Below are 22,354 nucleotides of genomic sequence, written 5' to 3'. Positions count from 1 at the left end.
CACCTCCTGTAACCTAATCTATAAGACCTCTCGCTATCCTTTTGTTTTTTACAGCAATTACATTCACTTCATCTTTATTAAATATCTCGCCCAGTTCATGTTTATTTCCATAATGAACATATGCGATTCCTAATTCTTTTGCTCTAGCTATAAGCTTTTTATCATTCTTTTCGCTTATATCTTCTGCTATAATTATGAAATGAATATGTTCTATTTCATCCATTACCATATTTATTCCAAAAGTAAGATGTTCTGAGTTTTTCATTGCCCTTAAAATGTTCAAATAGTCCTTTGATTTCTTTTTTAAAAGACTCAACATAGCCATTAAATCATCCATACTTAGGTTGTATTTTCTATTTTTAGAAATTCTTTGAATACATTCATGAGTTTTACATACATATAATCCTCTTGCTTGCATTTTTTGTTCTTTATCAAAAACATATTTATTTTCACTAACTTGAGCTATCCTAAAGAGTTCTGATTTATCCTTTTTCTCTCTACAAACCACACACGTTCTTTCTGGAATATGCTTATCCATTATACCCCTCATCAATAGTTATTTCTAAATCTATTGGTGGTTCAACAGTATCATCAGTTTTTATGTCAACTCTCATTCCAGTTAACTTTGCAGCTAATCTAGCATTTTGACCATTTTTACCGATTGCTAGAGATAATTGAGAACTCTCAACCATTACTCTCGCAGTTGCTCCTTCTTCTAAAACTTCAACACTTTTAACTTTTGCTGGACTTAATACAGCAGAAACAAACTCTTGAATAGAATCTTTCCATACAACTATATCAATTTTTTCTCCATTAAGTTCATTTACGATATTTCTAATTCTAAGTCCTTTTTGACCTATACATGCTCCAACAGTATCTATATTGTCATCATTTGAGAATACAGCAACTTTAGCTCTAGAACCAGCTTCTCTTGCTACTGCTTTGATTTCAATTACACCTTCAGAGATTTCTGGTATTTCTAGTTCAAATAACTTCTTAAGAAGCCCTTCATTTTTTCTAGAAATAACAATTTTAGGGAATTTACTTGTTTTTTCTACTTCAACTACATAAACTTTTATTCTTTCCCCAACTCTATATACATCCGCTGCAGATTGCTCAGCAATCGGAAGAATTGCCTCTATTCCATCAAATTCGATAAATATATTTTTCTTATCATCTATTCTTCTGATGATTCCGTTTATAATATCTTTTTCTCTATTCTTAAATTTATCATAAATATTTTGTCTTTCAGCTTCTCTAACTTTTTGGATTACTATTTGTTTTCCATTTTGGATAGCATTTCTTCTGAATTCCTCACAGTTAACATCAATTTTTACGATATCTCCAAGTTTTACTCTCTTTTTTATCTCTTGAGCATCTTCTAAAGAAATTTCTAATGCAGCGTCATATAAATCTTCTTCTGAAACAACAGTTTTGATTTCATAAACTCTTACATCTCCACTCTCTCTATTAATCTCAACCTCTACATTTTCCTCTTCACCGTAGTGCTTTTTATAAGCAGCTAGCATGGCCTGTTCAACAGCTTCTAAAAGGCTTTCTTTACTTATACCTTTTTCTCTTTCAAGCTCGTCCAATGCCTCTAAAAAAATCTTAGCATCTTTACTTTTCATCTTCTTCTATTACCTCCTATGAATTCTAAAATTCACTAAATTCAAAAACAATATTAGCTTTTCTAATCTCTCCAAATGGTATCTCAAGTATTTTTGACTCGATATTTAGATAGACAATTCCATTTTCTATTTTCTCTAGTATTCCAGTCCAGTTCTTATTGTCATCTAATTTATGTTTTAGACTTACTTTTATTTTTTCACCAGTAAATCTCACATAATCACTTTCTTTTCTTAAAGGTCTCTCTATTCCAGGTGAAGAAACTTCTAAGAAAAATTTATGTTCAATTAGTGCATCTATCGGCTCATCTATTTTATGACTTAATTTAGCACAATCCTCTAAATTTATTTCTCCGTCTTTCTTCTCTATATAAACTCTAACATAGAAATATCCACCCTCTTGAACATATTCTACATCAACTAGCTCAAGTCCTAATTCTTCTGTTGCTGGAGATATTATTTTCTCTATTTTCTCCAAGGCTTTTTCCATTTCTCTCTTGTCAACAACCATACACTTCACCTCACTTTCATTAAAAAAAACTATAAAGAAAGAGTGGGTTGCGCCCACTCTTAAACTATAACTTGTATTAATTATCTATAAAAATTATAACATAATATAGTATAAAAAGCAAATTATCCTTGACAAGCAAGAATTATACATGAATTATCATATATTTCATGAATGAATTAAAAATTCTCTATATAAATTTTACATTTATGTTGTATTTCTTAGAAACATAGTGTATATTTTAAACATATAAAGTTTGTTTTTTATAGCAAAAAATTTAGCGAGGTGTTAATATCTATGAAAAATGGTAAAAAGGTTGTTATAGGTGTAATCGGTTCCGACTGTCACGCTGTTGGAAATAAAATCATTCACCACGTTCTTGAGACTAACGGATTTGAAGTTGTTAATATAGGAGTTCTTTCTCCACAAGTTGACTTTATCAATGCCGCTGTTGAAACTAAAGCAGATGCAATAATTGTTTCTTCTTTATATGGACATGGAGAGTTAGATTGCCAAGGTATGAGAGAAAAATGCGAAGAAGCTGGATTAAAGGACATCGTTCTTTATGTTGGTGGAAACATAGTTGTTGGAAAGCAAGTATGGGATGAAGTAGAATCTAGATTCCAAGCTATGGGATTCAACAGAGTTTACAAGCCAGGTACTCCTATCGAACTTACTACTGAACACTTAAAAGCTGATCTTGGGATTGCTTAATTTTTAGAAAAGAGATGATTCTATGAAATGTTATCTTACGATAGATTTTGGAAGCACATACACAAAGCTTACTGCTATTGATATAGAAGCGGAAAATATCTTAGCTACAGCTAAAGATATTACTACAATTGAAAACGACATCATGATTGGATTCAATAATGCTTTTGAGGAATTAAAGATCAACATAGAAAAAGTTGTTCCTTTCTCTGAAGTAGAGTTCGTTAACAAAATAGCTTGTTCATCTGCTGCTGGTGGTCTTAAAATGTTTGCAATAGGACTTGTTCCTGAGCTTACTGCTGAAGCTGCTAAAAAAGCTGCTCTTGGTGCAGGTGCGAGAGTTATGAAGACTTTCTCTTATGAACTTAATTCAAAAGAAATGGAAGAAATTAAAAATGCCCCTGTCGACATAATTCTACTTGCTGGTGGAACTGATGGGGGAAACAAAGAGTGCATTATTCATAATGCTAAACTCATTGCAAAATACAACTTATCTGTTCCTGTTATTGTTTCTGGAAATAAAGCTGCAACAGATGAGATTGAAGAAATATTTAAAGAAGCTAATATTGATTATTACATGACTGAAAATGTTATGCCTAAACTGAACAAATTAAATGTAGAACCAGCACGTGAAGCAATTCGTCAAGTTTTTATGCATAAAATTGTAGAAGCCAAAGGAATGAAAAATGCTGAAGAATTTATCAGCGGAATCCTAATGCCTACTCCTGCAGCAGTTTTAAAGGCAGCTGAAGTTTTATCAAGTGGTACTGATGAAGAAGATGGAATAGGTGACCTAATCATAATTGATATAGGTGGTGCTACAACTGATATTCACTCAATTGGAAAAGGTGATCCTACAAAACCTGGTGTAATGATCAAAGGTTTAGAAGATCCTTTCTCTAAAAGAACTGTTGAAGGTGACTTAGGTATGAGATACTCTGCTATCTCTTTACTTGAAGCAGCTGGGACAAAAAAACTACGTGCATACTTAGGTGATACTGAAAAACTTTGGGATGTTAAGGCTGACTGCAACTATCGTCACGATAACATAAAGATGGTTCCTTCTACTGAAAGAGAGATTAAATTTGACGAGGCTATGGCTATGGCAGCTACTGAAATTGCTATGAGTCGTCACTGCGGTGTTTTAGAATGTATCTACACTCCAATGGGAACTATGTTCAACCAAATTGGAAAAGATCTTCTAAATACTCCATATATAATTGGAACAGGTGGAGTTATCATTCATAGTGAACATCCACATCAAATTTTAGAAGCAGGAAAATTTAATCCTTTAGAACCAATACATCTAAAACCTGAAAATCCAAAATTGTTAGTTGATAAAACATATATTTTATCTGCTATGGGACTTTTAGCTGAATCATTGCCTAACTTAGCAGTGAGAATTATGAAAAAATATTTAATCGAAGTATAACATAGTTAAGGAGGAGTTTTTTCAATGGAATTAAAATTCAGAAAATGGACTGAAGAAGAGTTTTTTAAAATAAGAGAAGAAGTATTAAAGCAATGGCCTACTGGTGAGGAAGTAGATTTAGAGGATGCTATAAGATATCACAAATCTTTACCTGATCACAAAAATTTCTCTAAAAAATTAATAGATGCTAAAGAAAGAGGAATCACTCTAGCACAACCAAGAGCTGGAGTTGCTCTAATTAGCCAACATATAGAGCTATTAAACTTCCTAGATAAAGAGGGTGGAGCAGATTTACTTCCATCTACAATTGACTCTTACACTAGACAAAACAAGTATGAGAACTGTCAAAAAGGTATCGAAGAATCTCTAAAAGCTGGAAGATCATTACTTAATGGATTCCCAGGTGTTAACCACGGAGTTAAAGGATGTAGAGAGGTTGTTGAAGCAGTTAACCTTCCTTTACAACTTAGACACGGAACTCCTGATGCTAGATTACTTTCTGAAATCATGATGGCAGCTGGATACACTTCTAACGAGGGTGGAGGAATCTCTTATAACATTCCTTACGCTAAATCAGTTAGTTTAGAAAAAACAATGATCGACTGGCAATATATCGATAGACTAGTTGGATGGTACGAAGAGCAAGGAGTTTCAATCAACAGAGAACCATTTGGACCTCTTACTGGTACATTAGTTCCTCCATCAATCTCAAACGCTGTACAAATCATCGAGTGTTTAATGGCTGCTGAGCAAGGAGTTAGAAACATCACTCTAGGATACGGACAATGTGGAAACTTAGTTCAAGACGTTGCTGCTGTAAGATCTTTACAAAAGCAAGCTGAAGAGTACTGTAGAGAATACGGATACAATGATGTTTACATCACAACTGTATTCCACCAATGGATGGGAGGATTCCCTGAAGATGAGGCAAAAGCGTTTGGAGTAATCTCTAACGGAGCTTCTGCTGCTGCACTTTCTGGAGCTACAAAAGTTATCGTTAAAACTCCTCATGAGGCTATCGGAGTTCCAACTAAAGAAGCTAACGCTATGGGTATCAGAGCAACTAAGATGGTTCTTAACCTATTAACTGGTCAAAGACTTCCAGATTCTGCTGCTTTAGAGTTTGAAATGAACTTAATTCAAAAAGAAGTTAAACAAATAATAGATAAAGTTGTTGAAATTGGAAATGGAGACCTAGCTGTAGGAACTGTTAAAGCTTTCGAAACTGGAGTAATGGACGTTCCATTCGCACCTTCAAAATTCAATGCTGGTAAAATGATGCCTGCTAGAGACAACAACGGAATGATCAGATACCTAAATGTTGGTAACTTACCATTCACTCAAGATATAATTGATTTCAACACTGCTAAACTTCAAGAAAGAGCTGACTTCGAAGGAAGAGAAATAAGCTTCCAAATGACTGTTGACGATATATTCGCAGTTGGAAAAGGATCTCTTATCGGAAGACCTGCAACTAAGTAATTAAAAAATAATAAAACTATATGGAGGATTACTATGAAAATTGTTGACGTTATTTGTTCACCAGGAAAAACTGGTTTCTACTTTGATGACCAGAGAGCTATAAAAAATGGAGCAGATCACAATGGATTTGCATATGTTGGAGAGCCTGTAACTGAAGGATTCTCTTCTATCAGACAATCAGGAGAATCTATCTCAGTTCAACTTGTTTTAGAAGACGGACAAGTTGCTTACGGTGACTGTGCTGCTGTTCAATACTCAGGTGCGGGTGGAAGAGATCCTCTATTCCTAGCTAAAGATTTCATTCCAGTTATCGAAAATGAAATCGCTCCAAAGTTAATAGGAAAAGAATTAAACAACTTCAAATCTCTTGCTGAAGAGTTTGACAGAATGGAATTAAACGGAAAAAGATTACATACTGCTATCAGATACGGAATCACTCAAGCTTTACTTGATGCTGTAGCTAAAGACAGACATGTAACTATGGCTGAAGTAATCCAAAAAGATTACAATACTGGTTTAGAAATTTCTAAGAGACCAATATTCACTCAATCTGGAGATAACAGATATGAGAATGCTGATAAAATGATCATCAAAACTGCTGACGTTTTACCTCACGCTCTTATAAACCATGTTGATACTAAACTTGGTAGAGACGGTGGAATCTTACTTGAGTACGTTGGATGGTTAAGAGATAGAATAATCGAATTAAGAGCTGACGAAAACTACAGCCCAATATTACATATAGATGTATACGGAACTATCGGAGCTGCTTTTGGTTGCGATACTACTAAAATGGCAGACTACTTAGCAACTCTTGCTGAAGCTGCAAAACCATTTGCTTTAAGAATCGAAGGTCCTATGGACGTTGAAGATGGTCCTAAGCAAATAGAAGCTCTTGCTGCTCTTACTGCTGAAGTAGACAGAAGAGGAATCAACGTTGAGCTTGTTGCTGACGAATGGTGTAACACTTTCGACGACATCAAAGCTTTCGCTGATGCAAAAGCTGGACACGTAGTACAAATAAAAACTCCAGATTTAGGAGGAGTTAACAATATAGCTGACGCTATTCTTTACTGTAACAAAGTTGGAATAGGATCTTACTGTGGTGGAACTTGTAACGAAACTAACAGATCTGCTGAGGTAACTACTAATATTGCTATGGCAACTGGAGCTCTTCAAGTTCTTGCTAAACCAGGAATGGGTGTTGACGAGGGATACATGATCGTATTCAACGAAATGAGCAGAGTAGAAGCTATGGTTAACAGAAGAAAGAAATAGTTCTAATTCTGGGAAAAGGTAGAAATTTCTACCTTTTCCTTTTATTTAATAAAATGTTGATGAGGTGAAATAATGACAATTAAAAAACCAGCTAAATGTGGAACCTTAGAATCAAATGATATATTTCTTATGGTTACTCCTAATGAGCACGGTATAGAAATAGATTTAGAAAGTTCTGTTATGCAACAATTTGGAAATAGAATTAAAGAAGTAATAGAAAATAAATTAAAAGATTTAGGAATAAACAATATTAAAGTTGTAGCACAAGATAAAGGAGCTTTAGATTATACTATCGAAGCTAGAGTAGAAACTGCTATAAAAAGGGGGATGATGTAATGAAATTAAGAAGATCTATGCTTTTTATGCCTGGAAATAACCCTGGTATGTTACAAACAGCTCACCTTTTCGGAGCAGATTCTGTTATATTTGATTTAGAAGATGCTGTTGCTCTAACAGAAAAAGATGCAGCTCGTGTTCTTATATCTAATGCTCTAAAAACATTAACTTATGGAGATACTGAAGTTGTTATCAGAATCAACCCTCTATCTTCTCCTTTCGCTGCTGATGATATTGAAGTTATGGCAAGATTAGTACCAGATGCTATTTTACTTCCAAAAGCAACTCCTGAGGATATGGCAATCTTAGATAATAGACTTACAGAAATAGAAAAAGAATTAGGTATAGAAAATGGAACTATTAAAGTTCATGCTCTTGTTGAAACAGCTCTTGGAATCGAAACTGTATCAGAAACTATTGCAACTTCAAAAAGATGTATTGCAGTATTACTTGGTGGAGAAGATTTAGCTGCTGACTACGGAGTTAAAAGAACTGCCAACTCTGATGAACTTTTCTATGCTAGAACAAAACTTATCAATGCTGCGAAAGCTGCAAAAATAGAAGTAATTGATACTCCTTTTACAGATACTAACGACTATGAAGGGCTAGCAAAAGATTCTATCAAAGCTAAATCACTTGGATTTACTGGAAAGTTAGCTATAAACCCTAGACAAATTGACACTATCCACGAAAGTTATTCACCTTCTGCTGCTGATATCAGACATGCTACTAGAGTAATGGCTGCAAAAGAAGAAGCTGAAGCTGAAGGATTAGGAGTTTTCTCTCTAGATGGAAAAATGGTAGATTTACCAATAATTAACAGAGCTATTCAAACTCTTGAAATAGCAAAAGCCATAGGTTTAATAAGTTAAGGAGGAAGAAATGAACAATTGCAAAGTTAGCTTAGAAAAAGAGAAGTTATATCTAGAGTTTACAAAACTTATGGATAATTTAAATTTAAAAGATGGAATGACTGTTTCTTTCCACCACCACTTAAGAAATGGTGATTTCATTTTAAATATGGTGATGGATGAAATAGCAAAAAGAGGATATAAAGATGTTAAAATAGCTGCTAGTTCTATTTTCCCATGTCATAAACCTTTAGTTCAACACATTGAAAACGGAGTAGTTACTGGAATTTATTCTGCATATATTTCTGGACCAGTTGCAGAAGCAATATCTGCTGGTAAATTAGCAACTCCTGCTCTTATGCACACTCACGGTGGAAGAGCAAGATTATTCGAAACTGGAGAAGCTCACATAGATATCGCTTTCTTAGCTGCTCCTACTTCTGACGAATATGGAAATATCAATGGTGTAGATGGAAAATCAGCTTGTGGAGCTTTAGGATATGCTCATACAGATGCTGACTATGCTGACACAGTTGTTGTTATTACAGATAATTTAGTTTCATATCCAAATCCAGTTATTGAAATAGATCAAACTAAAATTGATTATGTTTTAGTTGTAGATGCTATAGGAGATCCAAAAGGAATAGTTTCTGGAACAACTCAAGTTACTAAAAACCCAATTGGATTAAAAATAGCAAACTTAACTACAAAGTTCATTGAAAACTCAGGATACTTCAAAAATGGTATGAGTTTCCAAACAGGAGCGGGTGGAATATCTCTAGCTGTTGCTGCTGAACTTAAAAATCTTATGAAAGAAAAAAATGTAGTTGGAAGTTTTGCTTCTGGTGGAATAACAGGATATATCGTTGATATGTATAAAGAAGGACTTTTCAAAGCTCTTTTTGATGTTCAATGTTTTGATCTTGCTGCTATTGAATCTGCTCGTACAAACAGAGAACATATAACTATGTCTGCTTCTATGTATGCAAATGCTAACAACAAAGGAGCAGTTGTTGATAAATTAGACGTTGTAATCCTTGGAGCCACTGAAATAGACCATAACTTCAACGTAAACGTTACAACTGGTTCAAGTGGAATTATAATGGGTGGATCTGGTGGACATGCTGATACTGCAGCTGGTTCTAAACTTTCTATCATAGTTTCTCAACTAGTTAACGCTAGAATCTCTGTTGTTAAAGATCACGTTACTACTATCACTACTCCTGGGGATACTGTAGATGTATTAGTTACTGAATACGGAGTTGCAATCAATCCAAAAAGATTAGATTTAATTGAGAAATTCAAAGATTCTAACTTACCTATAAAAACTATAGAAGAACTTGGTGCTATCGCTAAGAACTTAACTGGAGAACCTACTCCAATAGAATTTACAGATAAAATTGTTGCAAATGTTCAATACCGTGATGGTTCTATAATAGACACTATAAAAATGGTAAAGTAATAAAAAATGGAGGGGCCTAAAAGGCTCCTCCGTTTTTTATCTATTGAAATATTTTTTTAATTCTTCAACTTTATTGTTTCTTTCCCAAGGTAAATCTAAATCAGTTCTTCCTATATGACCAAAAGCAGCTAAATCTTGATAGTTGAAATTTCCACTTCTAAGCTCTAAAGCTTTTTCTATTCCTCTTGGTGTTAAGTCAAATATTTTAGAAACAGCTTCTGCTAGTTCTAATTCGCTAACTTTTCCAGTTCCAAAGGTATCAATTTTTATAGATGTTGGATCTACTACTCCAATTGCATAAGATAATTGAAGTTCACACTTATCTGCTAAGTCTGCAGCTACTATATTTTTAGCAACCCATCTAGCGGCATAAGCTGCTGATCTATCAACTTTTGATGGATCTTTTCCTGAGAATGCTCCACCACCATGTCTAAAGAATCCTCCATAAGTATCAACTATTATCTTTCTTCCAGTAAGACCTGTATCTCCGTGTGGTCCTCCTATTACGAATCTTCCAGTTGGATTTATGTGGTAATTTTTTACCTCTTCTGGATTTAAGTTATATTTTTCTAAAACTGGCTTTATTATAAGTTCTTTTACATCATGATGAATTTGAGCTTGAGTTACATCTGGATTATGTTGAACTGAAACTACTACAGTATCAACTCCTACAACATTTCCAGCTTCATCATAAGCTAAAGTAACTTGAGATTTTGCATCTGGTCTAGCCCACTCTAAATCTTTACTTCTTGTCATTCTAGTAAGTTTTATAATTATCTCTCTAGCCAACACTAAAGCTAATGGCATAAGCTCAGGAGTTTCCTTAACAGCTCCTCCAAACATTATTCCTTGGTCTCCAGCTCCTCCGATATCAACTCCCATAGCTATATCAGGTGATTGTGAATGAATAGCATTTAAAACTCCGCAATCTGAATCAAACCCCATTCCTTGCTTGTATCCTATCTCATCTATTTTATTTCTTACTATCTCTTGAATATCTATATACGTTCTAGTAGTAATCTCTCCTCCAACTATAACTTGTCCAGTTGTACAAAATACTTCACAAGCTACTCTTGAAGTTGGATCATCTTTTATACACGCATCTAATACTGCATCAGATATTTGGTCTGCTATTTTATCAGGATGCCCAGGTGATACGCATTCTGAAGTAAAATAAGTTAAATTTTTCATTGTTAAACCCCTCCTAAAAATACTAAAAAAATTTTAATAATATAAATAAAAAAGCCCTCTATCAGAAAGATAGAAGGCTTAAAGTTCAAATCCATGGCTTCATCTTTCTGGAATTAGCACCACACATATAGCAGGTTGCTGAGATTTCACAGGGCCAGTCCCTCAATCTCTCTTGATGATTTTGTTCAACGATATAATACCATTTTCGTCAAAATTTGTCAATTTTATTTTTCCTCTATTAAAGTTAGATTTCCTACTCTATTAAAGATTTCTGAAATGAATTTCAGTTGTGAAAGTCTATTAGATTTAATAGCTTCATCCTTATCCATAACCATTACAGAATCAAAATATTTATTGATAACTGATTCAGTAGTTAGAATAGTATTTAAGTAGCTTGTATACTCTTTATTTGAAAGTTGAGAGTCAGCTATTTGAGCTACCTCTTGTGATTTTGAATAAAGTTCTTTCTCTATCTCTTCTTTCAATAATTCAGGATTTACTTGAGTTTCATTATGATCTTTAGATATATTTCCTACTCTTTTTAAAATTCCAACTAAGCTATTAAACTTTTCCTCTTTAGAGAAATTCTCTAAAGCTTGAATTTTTAATAATGCATCCATTAAGTTGTCACATTCTCTATCTAACACTGCAAGAATAATATCTTTTGAGTATCCCATATCAGAGAATACATTTATAGCTCTTTGTTTAAAGAACTCCATTACTTCAGCACATACTTCAAGTTTTGGTCTTTTTAGTACTCCTGAACTCTCTAAATTATTTATAGATTCTTCTACTAAACTTTTTAAAGATATATTAAGTTTTGAATTTAATATTATGTTTACTATTCCTAAAGCTGATCTTCTAAGTGCAAACGGATCTTTTGAACCACTTGGAATAATTCCAACTCCAAAACATCCACAAAGAGTATCTAATCTATCAGATATTCCTACTACCATTCCTTCAAATTCTGTTGGAAGTTTATCTCCTTGGAATCTTGGGTAATAGTGCTCTTCTATTCCTTTAGCAACTAAATAATCCTCTCCAGATTTTAGAGCATAATCTGCCCCCATAAATCCTTGAAGTTTTGTAAATTCCTTTTCTCCAATCATGTTAGAAACTAAATCTGCCTTACATAAAAGAAGTGTTCTTTGAATATTTTCTGCTCTATCTTCTATTCCAAGTTCCTTAGCTAAATATTCAGCAGTTTTACTACATCTCTCTATCTTATTATAGATAGTTCCTAAGTCTTTTTGGAATACAACATTTTTTAATTTTTCCACATTATTTATTAATGGATTCTTTAAATCCTCTTGATAGAAGAATCTAGCATCCGCAAGTCTTGCAGATAAAACTTTTTCATTTCCTTTTCTAACTTGCTCTGAGAAATCTATTCCATTTCTCACAACAATGAATTTAGGAAGAAGCTTTCCATCCATATCCAAGATAGGGAAATATCTTTGGTGAACCTGCATAGATATTATAAGTACATCTTGTGGAACTTCTAAGAAATCAGAATTGAATGTTCCAACTATAGGGAATGGATATTCAACTAAGTTAGCAACCTCATCTAATAATTCAGGGTCAATTATAACTTGTTCATCTTTTCCTATACATTTTTGATTGATAAGAGATTTTATAAGGTCTTTTCTCTCCTCTGTACTTATTATTACATTATTTTCTCTAATTTTTGCAAAATATTCATCTATTGTATTTACTGTAAATTCAGAACCAAAGAATCTATGTCCTCTTGAAACATTTCCACTCTTTATTCCTTCGATTTCGAATTCAACTACATTATTATCAGCTAAAGCTACAAACCATTGAATTGGTCTTGCAAACTTAAGTTTTTTATCTCCCCATTTCATAGATTTAGCAAAATTTAACTCTAAAACTAATGATTTTAGAAGATCTGATAAAAGGTTTGAAGTTTCGTCACCTTTCATGAATTTTCTAACTGCTATATATTCACCTTTTGGAGTTTCAACTATTTCTAAATCTTTAGCTTCTACTCCTTGAGATTTAGCAAATCCTAATCCAGCTCTTGATATTTCACCATTAGCATCAAATGCTACAGCTTTTCCAGGTCCCATATTTAAAATGTTTAAATCCTCTTGAGTTTCAGATAAATTCTCAACTAAAAGGACTAACCTTCTTGGACTTCCAAATGTTTTTATTTCATCAAAAGCAATTCTATTTTCCTTTAATTTTCCTTCTAAGTTATGCTTTAAATCTTTTAAAGCTTGACCAAGGAATCTTGCAGGAATCTCTTCCATTCCTATTTCAAAAAGTAATCTCACTTATTTTTCCTCCTGTCATGTCCCTTACTACTTTTTAAGTAGAGGATATCCTAAATCTTTTCTATTTTGTACAAATACTTCTGCACATCTCTTTGCAAGATTTCTAACTCTTAATATGTATGCCATTCTCTCAGTTGTAGAAATTGCTCCTCTAGAATCTAAAACATTAAATACATGAGAACACTTTAATACATAATCATATGCTGGCATAACTAAATTTTCGTTTAAAGCTCTATCGGCTTCTTTCTCATAATCGTCAAACCATCTGAAATGGCTATCTAAATCTGCAACTTCAAAAGAATATTTTGAGTTTTCATATTCATACTGATATCTCATATCTCCATATTTAATTCCTGGAGCCCATTCTAAATCATATACATTTTCTTTATTTTGAATATAAAGAGCTAATCTTTCTAGTCCATAAGTTATTTCAACTGGAACTATTTCTAACTCTAATCCACCAACTTGTTGGAAATATGTAAACTGTGTTACTTCCATACCATCTAACCATACTTCCCAACCTAATCCCCAAGCTCCTAGAGTTGGTGATTCCCAGTCGTCCTCAACAAAACGTATATCATGTTTTTCAGTTTCTATTCCTAGAACTTTTAAAGATTCTAAATATAGCTCCTGAATATTAGATGGAGATGGTTTCATTATAACTTGGAACTGATGATGCTGATAAACTCTATTTGGATTCTCTCCGTATCTTCCATCTTTAGGTCTTCTTGATGGTTCAACATAAGCTATGTTCCAAGGCTCAGGTCCTAAAGACATAAGGAATGTGTTTGGATTGAATGTTCCCGCTCCTGTCTCTATATCGTAAGGGTTACCGATGATACACCCTTTTGAACTCCAATACTGTTGAAGAGCAAATATCATCTCTTGAAATGTCATTTTATTTCCTCCTGTTTTTTACTTCTTTCTTTTATAAAACTATCTAATAGTATAAAGATAACTCCTATATTTATCCAAACATCTGCAAGGTTAAATACAAAAGTCCATATACCTCTAAAATCTATCATATCTATAACAAACCCTCTATAGAGTCTATCTATTATATTTCCAAGAGCTCCACCTAATATGAAACTATATCCTAACTTTTCCATTACTGGCAATTTTTTAAAATTTTTATAAAAATATACTCCAATTCCTAATATTGCCACTATTGTTAAAACACTTATAATATCAAGTTTGCCTTGAAAAAATCCAAAAGCTATTCCTCTATTTTGAACATATGTTAAATGGAAAAACTCCCCAATAATTGGGTGAGTTTCTCCTTGAAAAAATCTTTTATGAACTTCATATTTTGAAATTTGATCCACTATAATCAAAAATGTTATTAATAAAACATATGGCATTGGAATCTCCTTAAAAATCTAGAATTAGTTTTCTAGTACTCCAGCACATCTTGGACATAAAGTTGGATGCTCAGAACTAGTTCCAATCTCTGTTGAATACTTCCAACATCTTTCACACTTCTCTCCATCAGCATGAGTTACTTTAATAAATACTATTGGATATTCCTCTCCTTGAGTAAATGTTTCGTCTGCAATACTTGCTACTTCAAGTTCTGAAACAATAAATACATCCGCTAGTATCTCAGCATTTTCAACTAAGAAATCATTTATTTTTTTATCGTCTGCAAATATAGTTACTTTAGCATCTAGAGAGTTTCCAATTATTTTGTTTTCTCCCTGTCTTGCTTTTTCTAGAACTTTATTTACTTCTTTTCTAATTCTCATGATTTCATCCCATTTAGATTCTAAATCATCTCTTAAATATACATCGTTATTTGAATACCAATCAGATAATAGAACTGATTCAGAGTCTTTTAAAACTTCTGGAAGTGTATCCCATATCTCTTCTGATGTAAATGAAAGTATTGGAGCTATCATTTTTGTTAGAGTTATTAAGATTTCTGACATAACTGTTTGAGCTGCTCTTCTTTCTTTTGAATCAGCTTTTTCAGCATATAATCTGTCTTTAATTATATCTAAGTAGAATGCTGACATATCTATTCCAGCAAAGTAATGTATCTCTTGGAATAAATTGTAGAATTCATATTTCTCATATGATTCTGTAACATTTCTCTTTAATCTTTCTAATTTATTTAAAGCCCATTTATCTATTTCTGTTAACTCATCATATGGTACTGAATCTACTTTAGGATCAAAGTCTGAAGAGTTACCTAAAATATATCTAGCTGTATTTCTTACTCTTCTGTAAGCTTCTGCCATTTGTTTTAAGATATTATCAGAAATTTTAACATCCTCACTATAGTCTACTGAAGCACACCATAATCTAAGGATATCTGCACCGTAAACTTTTATTACATCTTCAGGAGCAACTACGTTTCCTACAGATTTAGACATTTTCTTTCCTTCTCCATCATTAACAAATCCGTGTGTTAATAACATTTTGAAAGGAGCATCATGAGTTGAACCAACAGATGTTAGAAGTGATGTTTGGAACCATCCTCTATGTTGATCTGATCCTTCAAGATATAAATCAGCAGGTCTATGAAGTCCTTCTCTAGTTTCTAATACTGCTCTATGAGAAACTCCTGAATCAAACCATACGTCCATTATATTAGTTTCTTTTCTTAATTCAACACCTTTTAAGTTATATTTCTCTAATAACTCTTCTCCAATTAACTCTTCAGCAGTGTACTTTAACCAAGCTTTTGTTCCTTGCTTTTTAACAAGTTCAATTACTCTATTTAGTATTTCTTTTTCAAATATTTCTTTTCCTGTAGCTTCGTTATAGAATATAGGAATTGGTACTCCCCATGCTCTTTGTCTAGAGATACACCAGTCAGGTCTTGACTCTAACATTGATCCAATTCTATTTCTTCCCCAATCAGGAACAAACTTAACATCATCTAATGCTCTTAGAGCTTTCTCTCTTAAATCTGACCCTTCACATCTTATAAACCACTGTTCAGTAGCTCTAAATATTACTGGAGTTTTTGATCTCCAATCATGAGGATATGAATGCTCAAACTCTTTATGGCTAAGTAAATGTCCAGTTTCAGTTAAGTGAGCGATGATAACTTTATTTGCTTTCTTATAGAATAATCCAGCAAAAGGTCCCGCCTCTTCTGTTAGAACACCTTTATTATTTATTGGTGAAATTATTGGTAATCCATATCTAACTCCAACTACATAGTCATCTTGACCATGTCCTGGCGCTGTATGAACTGCTCCTGTACCAGCATCAGCTGTAACATGAGTTCCTAATATAACTTTTCCAGTTCTTTCTAAGAATGGATGTTGGTAAGTTGTATTTTCTAAATCTGAACCTACAAACTCTTTTATAAGCTCATAATTTTCTATTTTCATATCTGCAAATGCTTTATCAGCAAGATCTTTAGCTAAAATTAAGTTTCCTTTTTCAGTTTTATATAATCCATACTCGAAATCTGGATTTAATGAAATTCCCACATTTGCTGGAAGTGTCCAAGGAGTTGTTGTCCAAATTACTATGAACGCAGGCTCAGTAAACTCTATTTTATCAAGTAAATCTTTATTAGCTTCCATTCTTACATATATTGATGGAGACATTTGATTTTTATATTCAATTTCAGCCTCAGCTAGAGCTGTTTCTGTAACTGGAGACCAGTAGATTGGCTTTAATCCTTTGAATACATAACCATTCTCATAAAGTTCTCCAAATACTTCTAATTGTTTTGCTTCATATTCTGGATTTAATGTTAAATAAGGATTATCCCATTCTCCTAAAATTCCAAGTCTTTTAAATTGTTCTTTTTGTACATTTACCCATTTTTTAGCGTACTCTGTACATTTCTGTCTTATTTCAATTGGAGTCATCTCTTTCATCTTTTCCCCAAGCTCTTCACTAACTTTAAGCTCTATAGGAAGACCATGAGTATCCCATCCAGGAACGTATGGAGCATTGTACCCTGATAATCTCTTATATTTTAAAATTATATCTTTCAATATCTTATTAAGAGCATGCCCAATATGAATTCCACCATTTGCATAAGGTGGTCCATCATGCAATATGAAATCTTTATCAAACTTTGTAAGCCCCTTTTGGTATATTTTTTCTTCATTCCATCTTTTTAAAATATTTGGTTCTTTATTCGGTAAATTAGCTTTCATTTGAAAACTAGTTTTCGGAAGGTTTAATGTTGCTCCGTAATCCTTTTCCGCCATCATAAATTTTCCTCCTTATATGAATTTAATGTTATTTTAACTTCAGTTCCATGATTATACTTTGAAAAAAACTTTATTACTCCCATATGTTCTTTCACTATTTTATACACAAATGAAAGTCCCAGTCCTGGAGTATTTTCTTTATAGCTTATAAATGGTTCATATATATTTTTTAATTGCATAGGTGTCATTCCTATACCATTATCAACTATCTCTATTTTTATTTTCTCTATTTTTCTATCTTTCGATATTGTTATATTTATTTTTTTATTCTCTTGATTTGATCTTTTTAGTGCATCACATGCATTTTCAATTATCTCCACTATAGCTTTTTTCAAACTATAAGCGTCTCCTAATATTTTACCGCTATAATTAGTAAACAGTGAAAGTGTAATTCCCTGACCTTCAATCTGCTCTTTTATTTTTTCAATAGCATCTAATACCAATGAGTCTAAACTTAAAGGTTGGAAAGTGCTTTCTCTAATTTTTGAATATGCTTTTAATGTACAATTTTCTCTTTCTATCTTTTCCAAATCTGGTTTTAGTACTTCAAGATTTTCTCTTATCTTATCACTAGTTTCTCCACTTTCAAGTATCTCTAGTATTCTTTTTAAAGTATCTCCACGTACACTTAAAAATCTTTCTGCTATTTTTTCAATAGTTTGAACTCTTTCATTATCTATTCTATCCTCTTCCAAAATCTTATTTTGCATACGAACAGATATGTTCATAGATAAAAGATTTAGAAGTTCGACTTCTTCTAATGAAATTACTCTATCTCTTGTGTAATAATCAACTAGAATAACTCCAGAATATCTATTCTTATTATAAATTGGGAAAATCAAGAAATTATTTAATCCTAAACTTTTTAAAAGATCATTACCTAAATCATACTTATATCCCTTATCATTATGATAAATAATTTTTCTTTCCATGAGAGCTCTACTAAGTAGATTGCTATCTTTGAAAGGAATTTTCATAAATGTAATAAGTTCTTGTATATCTTCTACTTGGAATCCAAAGCCATTACAGCTTTCTCTCTCTTTTAAAATATCATCTTTTTGATCTTTAATGATACTATTTATAGAAGTGTATTCTCCAATCAGATAATCCTTTTCTCTGCTATACCTAAAGAACATTGCTCTACTATAACCTAAACCTATTTCAGATGTGAAAGCCGATATTAAATCTTTTACAGTACTTGAGGTATCCTCTTCAATATGGATTCCTATTAGTAGCTTATCAATAGCATCTATTCTCTCTAAATTTTCTTGAAGTTTTTCATTTTTGTTTTTTAAGGTTTTCTGCGTACTAACTATTTCAATTAGCATCTTCTTAAAAGAATTAGAAAGTGTCCTTAGCTCACCTGATCCTTCAATAGGGATTTCTACATCATACTCTCCACCACTCACTCTATCTGCAATATCAGCTATATTAGAAAGAGGTTCCAGTAATTTTCTAAATATTTTACTGGTAATAGTTGAACTTACTATTGTTACTATAATAACTAAAATTGTGATAAATATAGCTGCCATAGCTTTTGTTTTTATCATTGGTTCTTTTGAAATCGCGACTCCAAAACTTCCAATATATTCATTATTATAGTTAGTTAGTGTGTAAAGAGCCATATAATATGGTTTATTATTTATATCCTTATTTTTATAATAAAATTTATACTCTCGTAATTTTAAGTCATCATAAACTTTTTTATTTAGAAAGACTTCACCCTTTTCAAGATTTAAATCACCTTTATCAAATTCATTCTCAATCAATAGAAAGATTCTATCTCTATGACTTAATTCTAAAAAGTTTTTCAAACTTTGAAGCAAAGCAAAATCTATAGGAGCAGTAACTACTAAATAATTCTTTTGATTATTATGATAATAAGGAACAGCTATTCTTGCATAGATATCATTATTTAACTTAACTAAATAATATCCTGTATCTTCATACTCTTTCTTAGTGATGTTTTTCAATAATAATCCAGTATTATTTGAAGTCAAAGTTTGTAAGATACTCTTATTTCCGGCTTCTCCTAATACTTCACCACTTTCAGATACAATTGTCACAACTGAATCATAATAATTTTTAAAATTCTTTTTATTGAGCTCCTCTTTTATTGTATCAGCAATTTGTTGATATGTTCCAACATCTTCCCCAATACTTCTAGAAACTTGAAATGCATCGTCTCTAGCTTTATTTAAATACCCTTGATACCCTTTCGATAAAAGCACGATTTTATTTCTAGCTTCATTTATTACTTTATCTTCCATATCTTTAAATGTTATAGCTGTAAGAACCATTGTTATCATTATCGATGTAAGAATTATGGCTATATCATTATAAAATACAATTTTAAGAAGAAGGGAATCATTTTTTATCTTCATTCTTACATCCCCTTTTTAGTTAACGCTACTCTCTCCCTTTCCTTATCTATCTCTTTTATTTTAACCTTTATAATCTGACCCACTGAAAGCACTTTACTTGGATCATCTATAAATTTATCAGAAATTTCTGAGATATGAATTAGAGCATCATTTTTCAAGCCAATATCTACAAAAGCGCCGAATTTAACTACATTTCTAACTGTACCTTCTAATTCCATGCCTGGTTTTAAGTTTTCTATTTTTAATATGTCAACTTTTAATAATGGTTTTTCGAATTCATCTCTTGGATCTCTTCTATCTTTTATAAGAGCTTGGTATATATCCTGAACCGTAGCTTCTCCATATGAATTATCTTTTGCAAATGATTCATAGTTAAAACTTTTTAGTTTTTCTCTTGCATCTGCTAGATTATTTCTATATTTTTCTAGATTCAGTCCAACTTTTTCAAGTATTTCTGTTGCTATTTTATAAGACTCTGGATGGATTATTGTATTATCTAAAATATTCTTTCCATCTTGTATAATTAAGAATCCAGCCATTTGCTCGTAAGCTTTAGAACCTATACCTTTTACTTTTAGTAATTCTTTTCTCTCTTTAAATTCACCCGTGTCTTTTCTGTAATCCACTATATTTTTAGCTATATTTTTCTTTATCCCAGATACATGAGATAGAAGTGCCCATGATGCAGTATTTACATTTACTCCAACATTATTAACTACATATTCTATAACATCATCTAAAGATTCATCTAACTTCTTCTGATTTACATCATGTTGGTACATCCCAACTCCAATGGATTTTGGATCAATTTTTACAAGCTCAGCCAATGGATCTTGAATTCTTCTTCCTATAGATATAGCTCCTCTAACAGTTACATCTAAATCTGGAAACTCTTCTGAAGCTATCTTTGAAGCTGAATAAATTGATGCTCCTGCCTCATTTCCTATCAGATATTTAACATCTTTATTAGCTTTCTTTAAAACTTTTGCTACGAAGCTTTCTGTTTCTCTAGAAGCTGTTCCATTTCCTATAACTATTATATCTATATCATATTTTTCTATATATCCAAGAATCTTTTTCTCAGCTTCTAGCAACTGTCTATCATTGTGCATAGCTTCTACTAGATAAAGAACCGTATCTTCTCTATAAAATCCATTCTTATCAATTATAGCTGTTTTACAACCAGTTCTATAACCTGGATCTAAAGCTAGGATGTTTTTAGCATTTAAAGGTGGTTGCATTAAAAGATTTTTTAAATTTTCCTTAAATACTCTTATTGCCTCTACCTCTGATTTTTCTGTTAAAATATTTCTTACTTCTCTTTCAATAGATGGAAGTATTAATCTATTTAACGAATCTTTTATAATTTCAGAATGTAATTCAACTAATCCTTTATTTTTAAAATCTTTCAATATAATTTTTTCTATAAAGTCTCTAGTTGCATCTTCAAATGAAATATTAACATTAAGAATATCTTCTGTTTCTCCACGGTTTACAGCTAATATTCTATGAGCTGGAAGTTTTGAAACGGGTTCCGAATATTCATAATAGTCTCCATATATTTTTTTAGGATCTAACTCTTTGGCCTTTTTTGTTTCTTTAGAATTCAAAACTCCAGACTTTAGCATTATTTCTCTAATTCTTTCTCTGTACAAAGGATTTTCAGATATATTTTGTGCAACTATCAACTTTGCACCTTCTAGTGCATCCTCTACAGATAGAACCTCTTCGTTTAAGAATTGTTTTGCAAGATCCATCACTAATTCTTTATCTTCCAATTTATATATACTGTCTGCTAGTGATTCTAGACCTTGTTCTTTTGCAATATCTGCCTTTGTTTTTCTTTTTTTCTTATAAGGGAAATATAAGTCCTCAATCACTTGAAGTTTTTCAGCAGATAATATCTCAGATTTTAACTCATCTGTTAATTTCCCCTGTTCTTCAATCAATCTTATTACTTCTTCTTTTCTTTTTGCTAAATTTCTCAAATAAGTAATTGATTCCAGTATTTTAGAAATTTGTATTTCATCTAAATTTTCTGTCATCTCTTTTCTATATCTAGATACAAAAGGAACAGTCGATCCTTCATCTAAAAGTTGAATTGTATTTTCAACTTGTTGAAGCTTTAACCCCATTTCTTTTGCCACTATTTTAAAGAGGTTTTCCATATTATCCCCCCAACATTTTATAAATAAAACTGATACTATTATACCATATTTAAAGAAGCATTGTCTAATAAAACAGCGAAAAAAAGAGACTTTATACAGATGTATAAAGCCTCTTACAATCATTATTTAATTAGTTCTTTTTTGCAGCTTCGAATTTTGCCCAAACTCCAGCTTTATCTAATAGAGATTTAACTGTTCTAGTTGGTTGAGCTCCGTTCATAAGGAACTTGATTATTTCTTCTTCTTTAAGAACTACTCTTGAGTCCTCTAATGGGAAGTAGTTACCTAAGTAAGCTACAGCCTTTCCATCTCTTCTTGATAAAGCTTCCATTGCAGCTATTCTGTATACCGGTCTTTTTTTGCTTCCCATTCTAGTTAATCTTAATTTTAACATATAAAATCACTTCTCCTTCTTATTATTTTTAAATTATTTAGTATCTAT

The 22,354-nt window shown here is 32.1% G+C and carries 18 protein-coding genes and 1 riboswitch; of the genes, 7 read left to right on the top strand and 11 right to left on the bottom strand.

Annotated elements, in window-relative coordinates; translation table 11 throughout:
• Positions 1–13: 13 nt before the first annotated feature.
• From H3N56_RS08500 to rimP, 3 genes are read right to left on the bottom strand one after another with little or no spacing between them, the layout of a single operon-like run.
• Positions 14–541 (bottom strand): DUF448 domain-containing protein, encoded by a 528-nt coding sequence (locus tag H3N56_RS08500; protein WP_185881105.1) that lies wholly within the window; start codon positions 539–541, stop codon positions 14–16.
• Positions 531–1,631, bottom strand: coding sequence for a transcription termination factor NusA (gene nusA, locus H3N56_RS08495; RefSeq protein WP_185880763.1), 1,101 nt, complete (start codon positions 1,629–1,631; stop codon positions 531–533). Before nusA ends, H3N56_RS08500 begins: the two co-directional genes overlap by 11 nt.
• 25 nt (positions 1,632–1,656) lie before the next feature.
• Positions 1,657–2,118 (bottom strand): ribosome maturation factor RimP, encoded by a 462-nt coding sequence (rimP, locus tag H3N56_RS08490; RefSeq protein WP_185881104.1) that lies wholly within the window; start codon positions 2,116–2,118, stop codon positions 1,657–1,659.
• 315 nt (positions 2,119–2,433) lie between these two features.
• Between rimP and glmS the strand changes: the two genes are divergently transcribed.
• From glmS to citF, 7 genes are all read left to right on the top strand, one after another.
• Positions 2,434–2,850, top strand: a complete 417-nt coding sequence (gene glmS, locus H3N56_RS08485) for a methylaspartate mutase subunit S (RefSeq protein ID WP_185880762.1) — start codon at positions 2,434–2,436, stop codon at positions 2,848–2,850.
• A gap of 22 nt (positions 2,851–2,872) precedes the next feature.
• The gene (gene glmL, locus H3N56_RS08480) at positions 2,873–4,279 is read left to right on the top strand and encodes a methylaspartate mutase accessory protein GlmL (RefSeq protein WP_185880761.1); all 1,407 of its coding nucleotides are present in this window, start codon (positions 2,873–2,875) and stop codon (positions 4,277–4,279) included.
• A gap of 24 nt (positions 4,280–4,303) precedes the next feature.
• Positions 4,304–5,761, top strand: coding sequence for a methylaspartate mutase subunit E (locus H3N56_RS08475; protein ID WP_185880760.1), 1,458 nt, complete (start codon positions 4,304–4,306; stop codon positions 5,759–5,761).
• Positions 5,762–5,794: 33 nt separating this feature from the next.
• Positions 5,795–7,039: a methylaspartate ammonia-lyase gene (locus H3N56_RS08470; protein WP_185880759.1), complete on the top strand. Its 1,245-nt coding sequence runs from the start codon at positions 5,795–5,797 to the stop codon at positions 7,037–7,039.
• Positions 7,040–7,111: 72 nt separating this feature from the next.
• On the top strand, positions 7,112–7,375 hold the full coding sequence (gene citD, locus H3N56_RS08465) for a citrate lyase acyl carrier protein (RefSeq protein WP_185880758.1): 264 nt from the start codon (positions 7,112–7,114) through the stop codon (positions 7,373–7,375).
• Positions 7,375–8,247 (top strand): CoA ester lyase, encoded by an 873-nt coding sequence (locus H3N56_RS08460; protein WP_185880757.1) that lies wholly within the window; start codon positions 7,375–7,377, stop codon positions 8,245–8,247. The genes citD and H3N56_RS08460 overlap by 1 nt, the downstream gene beginning before the upstream one ends.
• A 10-nt stretch (positions 8,248–8,257) precedes the next feature.
• Positions 8,258–9,688, top strand: a complete 1,431-nt coding sequence (gene citF, locus H3N56_RS08455) for a citrate lyase subunit alpha (RefSeq protein WP_185880756.1) — start codon at positions 8,258–8,260, stop codon at positions 9,686–9,688.
• 36 nt (positions 9,689–9,724) lie between these two features.
• On the opposite strand, the gene metK is transcribed toward citF, so the two are convergent.
• The 8 genes from metK to rpsP all read right to left on the bottom strand — a co-directional run bounded on the left by metK (position 9,725) and on the right by rpsP (position 22,306).
• Positions 9,725–10,879: a methionine adenosyltransferase gene (metK, locus tag H3N56_RS08450; RefSeq protein ID WP_185880755.1), complete on the bottom strand. Its 1,155-nt coding sequence runs from the start codon at positions 10,877–10,879 to the stop codon at positions 9,725–9,727.
• A gap of 96 nt (positions 10,880–10,975) precedes the next feature.
• Positions 10,976–11,061, bottom strand: a riboswitch (SAM riboswitch).
• Between the two features lie 42 nt (positions 11,062–11,103).
• Positions 11,104–13,176 (bottom strand): glycine--tRNA ligase subunit beta, encoded by a 2,073-nt coding sequence (gene glyS, locus H3N56_RS08445; protein ID WP_185880754.1) that lies wholly within the window; start codon positions 13,174–13,176, stop codon positions 11,104–11,106.
• A 27-nt stretch (positions 13,177–13,203) separates the two neighbouring features.
• The gene (gene glyQ, locus H3N56_RS08440; RefSeq protein ID WP_185880753.1) at positions 13,204–14,073 is read right to left on the bottom strand and encodes a glycine--tRNA ligase subunit alpha; all 870 of its coding nucleotides are present in this window, start codon (positions 14,071–14,073) and stop codon (positions 13,204–13,206) included.
• Positions 14,070–14,537 (bottom strand): signal peptidase II, encoded by a 468-nt coding sequence (gene lspA, locus H3N56_RS08435; protein ID WP_185880752.1) that lies wholly within the window; start codon positions 14,535–14,537, stop codon positions 14,070–14,072. The genes glyQ and lspA overlap by 4 nt, the downstream gene beginning before the upstream one ends.
• 24 nt (positions 14,538–14,561) lie before the next feature.
• Positions 14,562–17,357 carry an isoleucine--tRNA ligase gene (gene ileS, locus H3N56_RS08430; RefSeq protein ID WP_185881103.1) on the bottom strand — a complete coding sequence of 932 codons (2,796 nt, stop codon included), beginning with the start codon at positions 17,355–17,357 and terminating at the stop codon, positions 14,562–14,564.
• Complete coding sequence (locus tag H3N56_RS08425) at positions 17,357–19,744, bottom strand: ATP-binding protein (protein ID WP_185880751.1); 2,388 nt, start codon at positions 19,742–19,744, stop codon at positions 17,357–17,359. The genes ileS and H3N56_RS08425 overlap by 1 nt, the downstream gene beginning before the upstream one ends.
• Before the next feature lie 2 nt (positions 19,745–19,746).
• Positions 19,747–21,912: a Tex family protein gene (locus H3N56_RS08420; RefSeq protein WP_185880750.1), complete on the bottom strand. Its 2,166-nt coding sequence runs from the start codon at positions 21,910–21,912 to the stop codon at positions 19,747–19,749.
• Positions 21,913–22,042: 130 nt separating this feature from the next.
• Positions 22,043–22,306 (bottom strand): 30S ribosomal protein S16, encoded by a 264-nt coding sequence (gene rpsP / locus H3N56_RS08415; RefSeq protein WP_185880749.1) that lies wholly within the window; start codon positions 22,304–22,306, stop codon positions 22,043–22,045.
• Positions 22,307–22,354 lie beyond the last annotated feature (48 nt).

It is taken from the genome of Cetobacterium sp. 2A (assembly GCF_014250685.1).
Taxonomy (GTDB): domain Bacteria; phylum Fusobacteriota; class Fusobacteriia; order Fusobacteriales; family Fusobacteriaceae; genus Cetobacterium.
The sequence above is the reverse complement of the archived record's forward strand: the minus strand, read 5'-3'. Positions and strand labels throughout refer to the sequence as shown.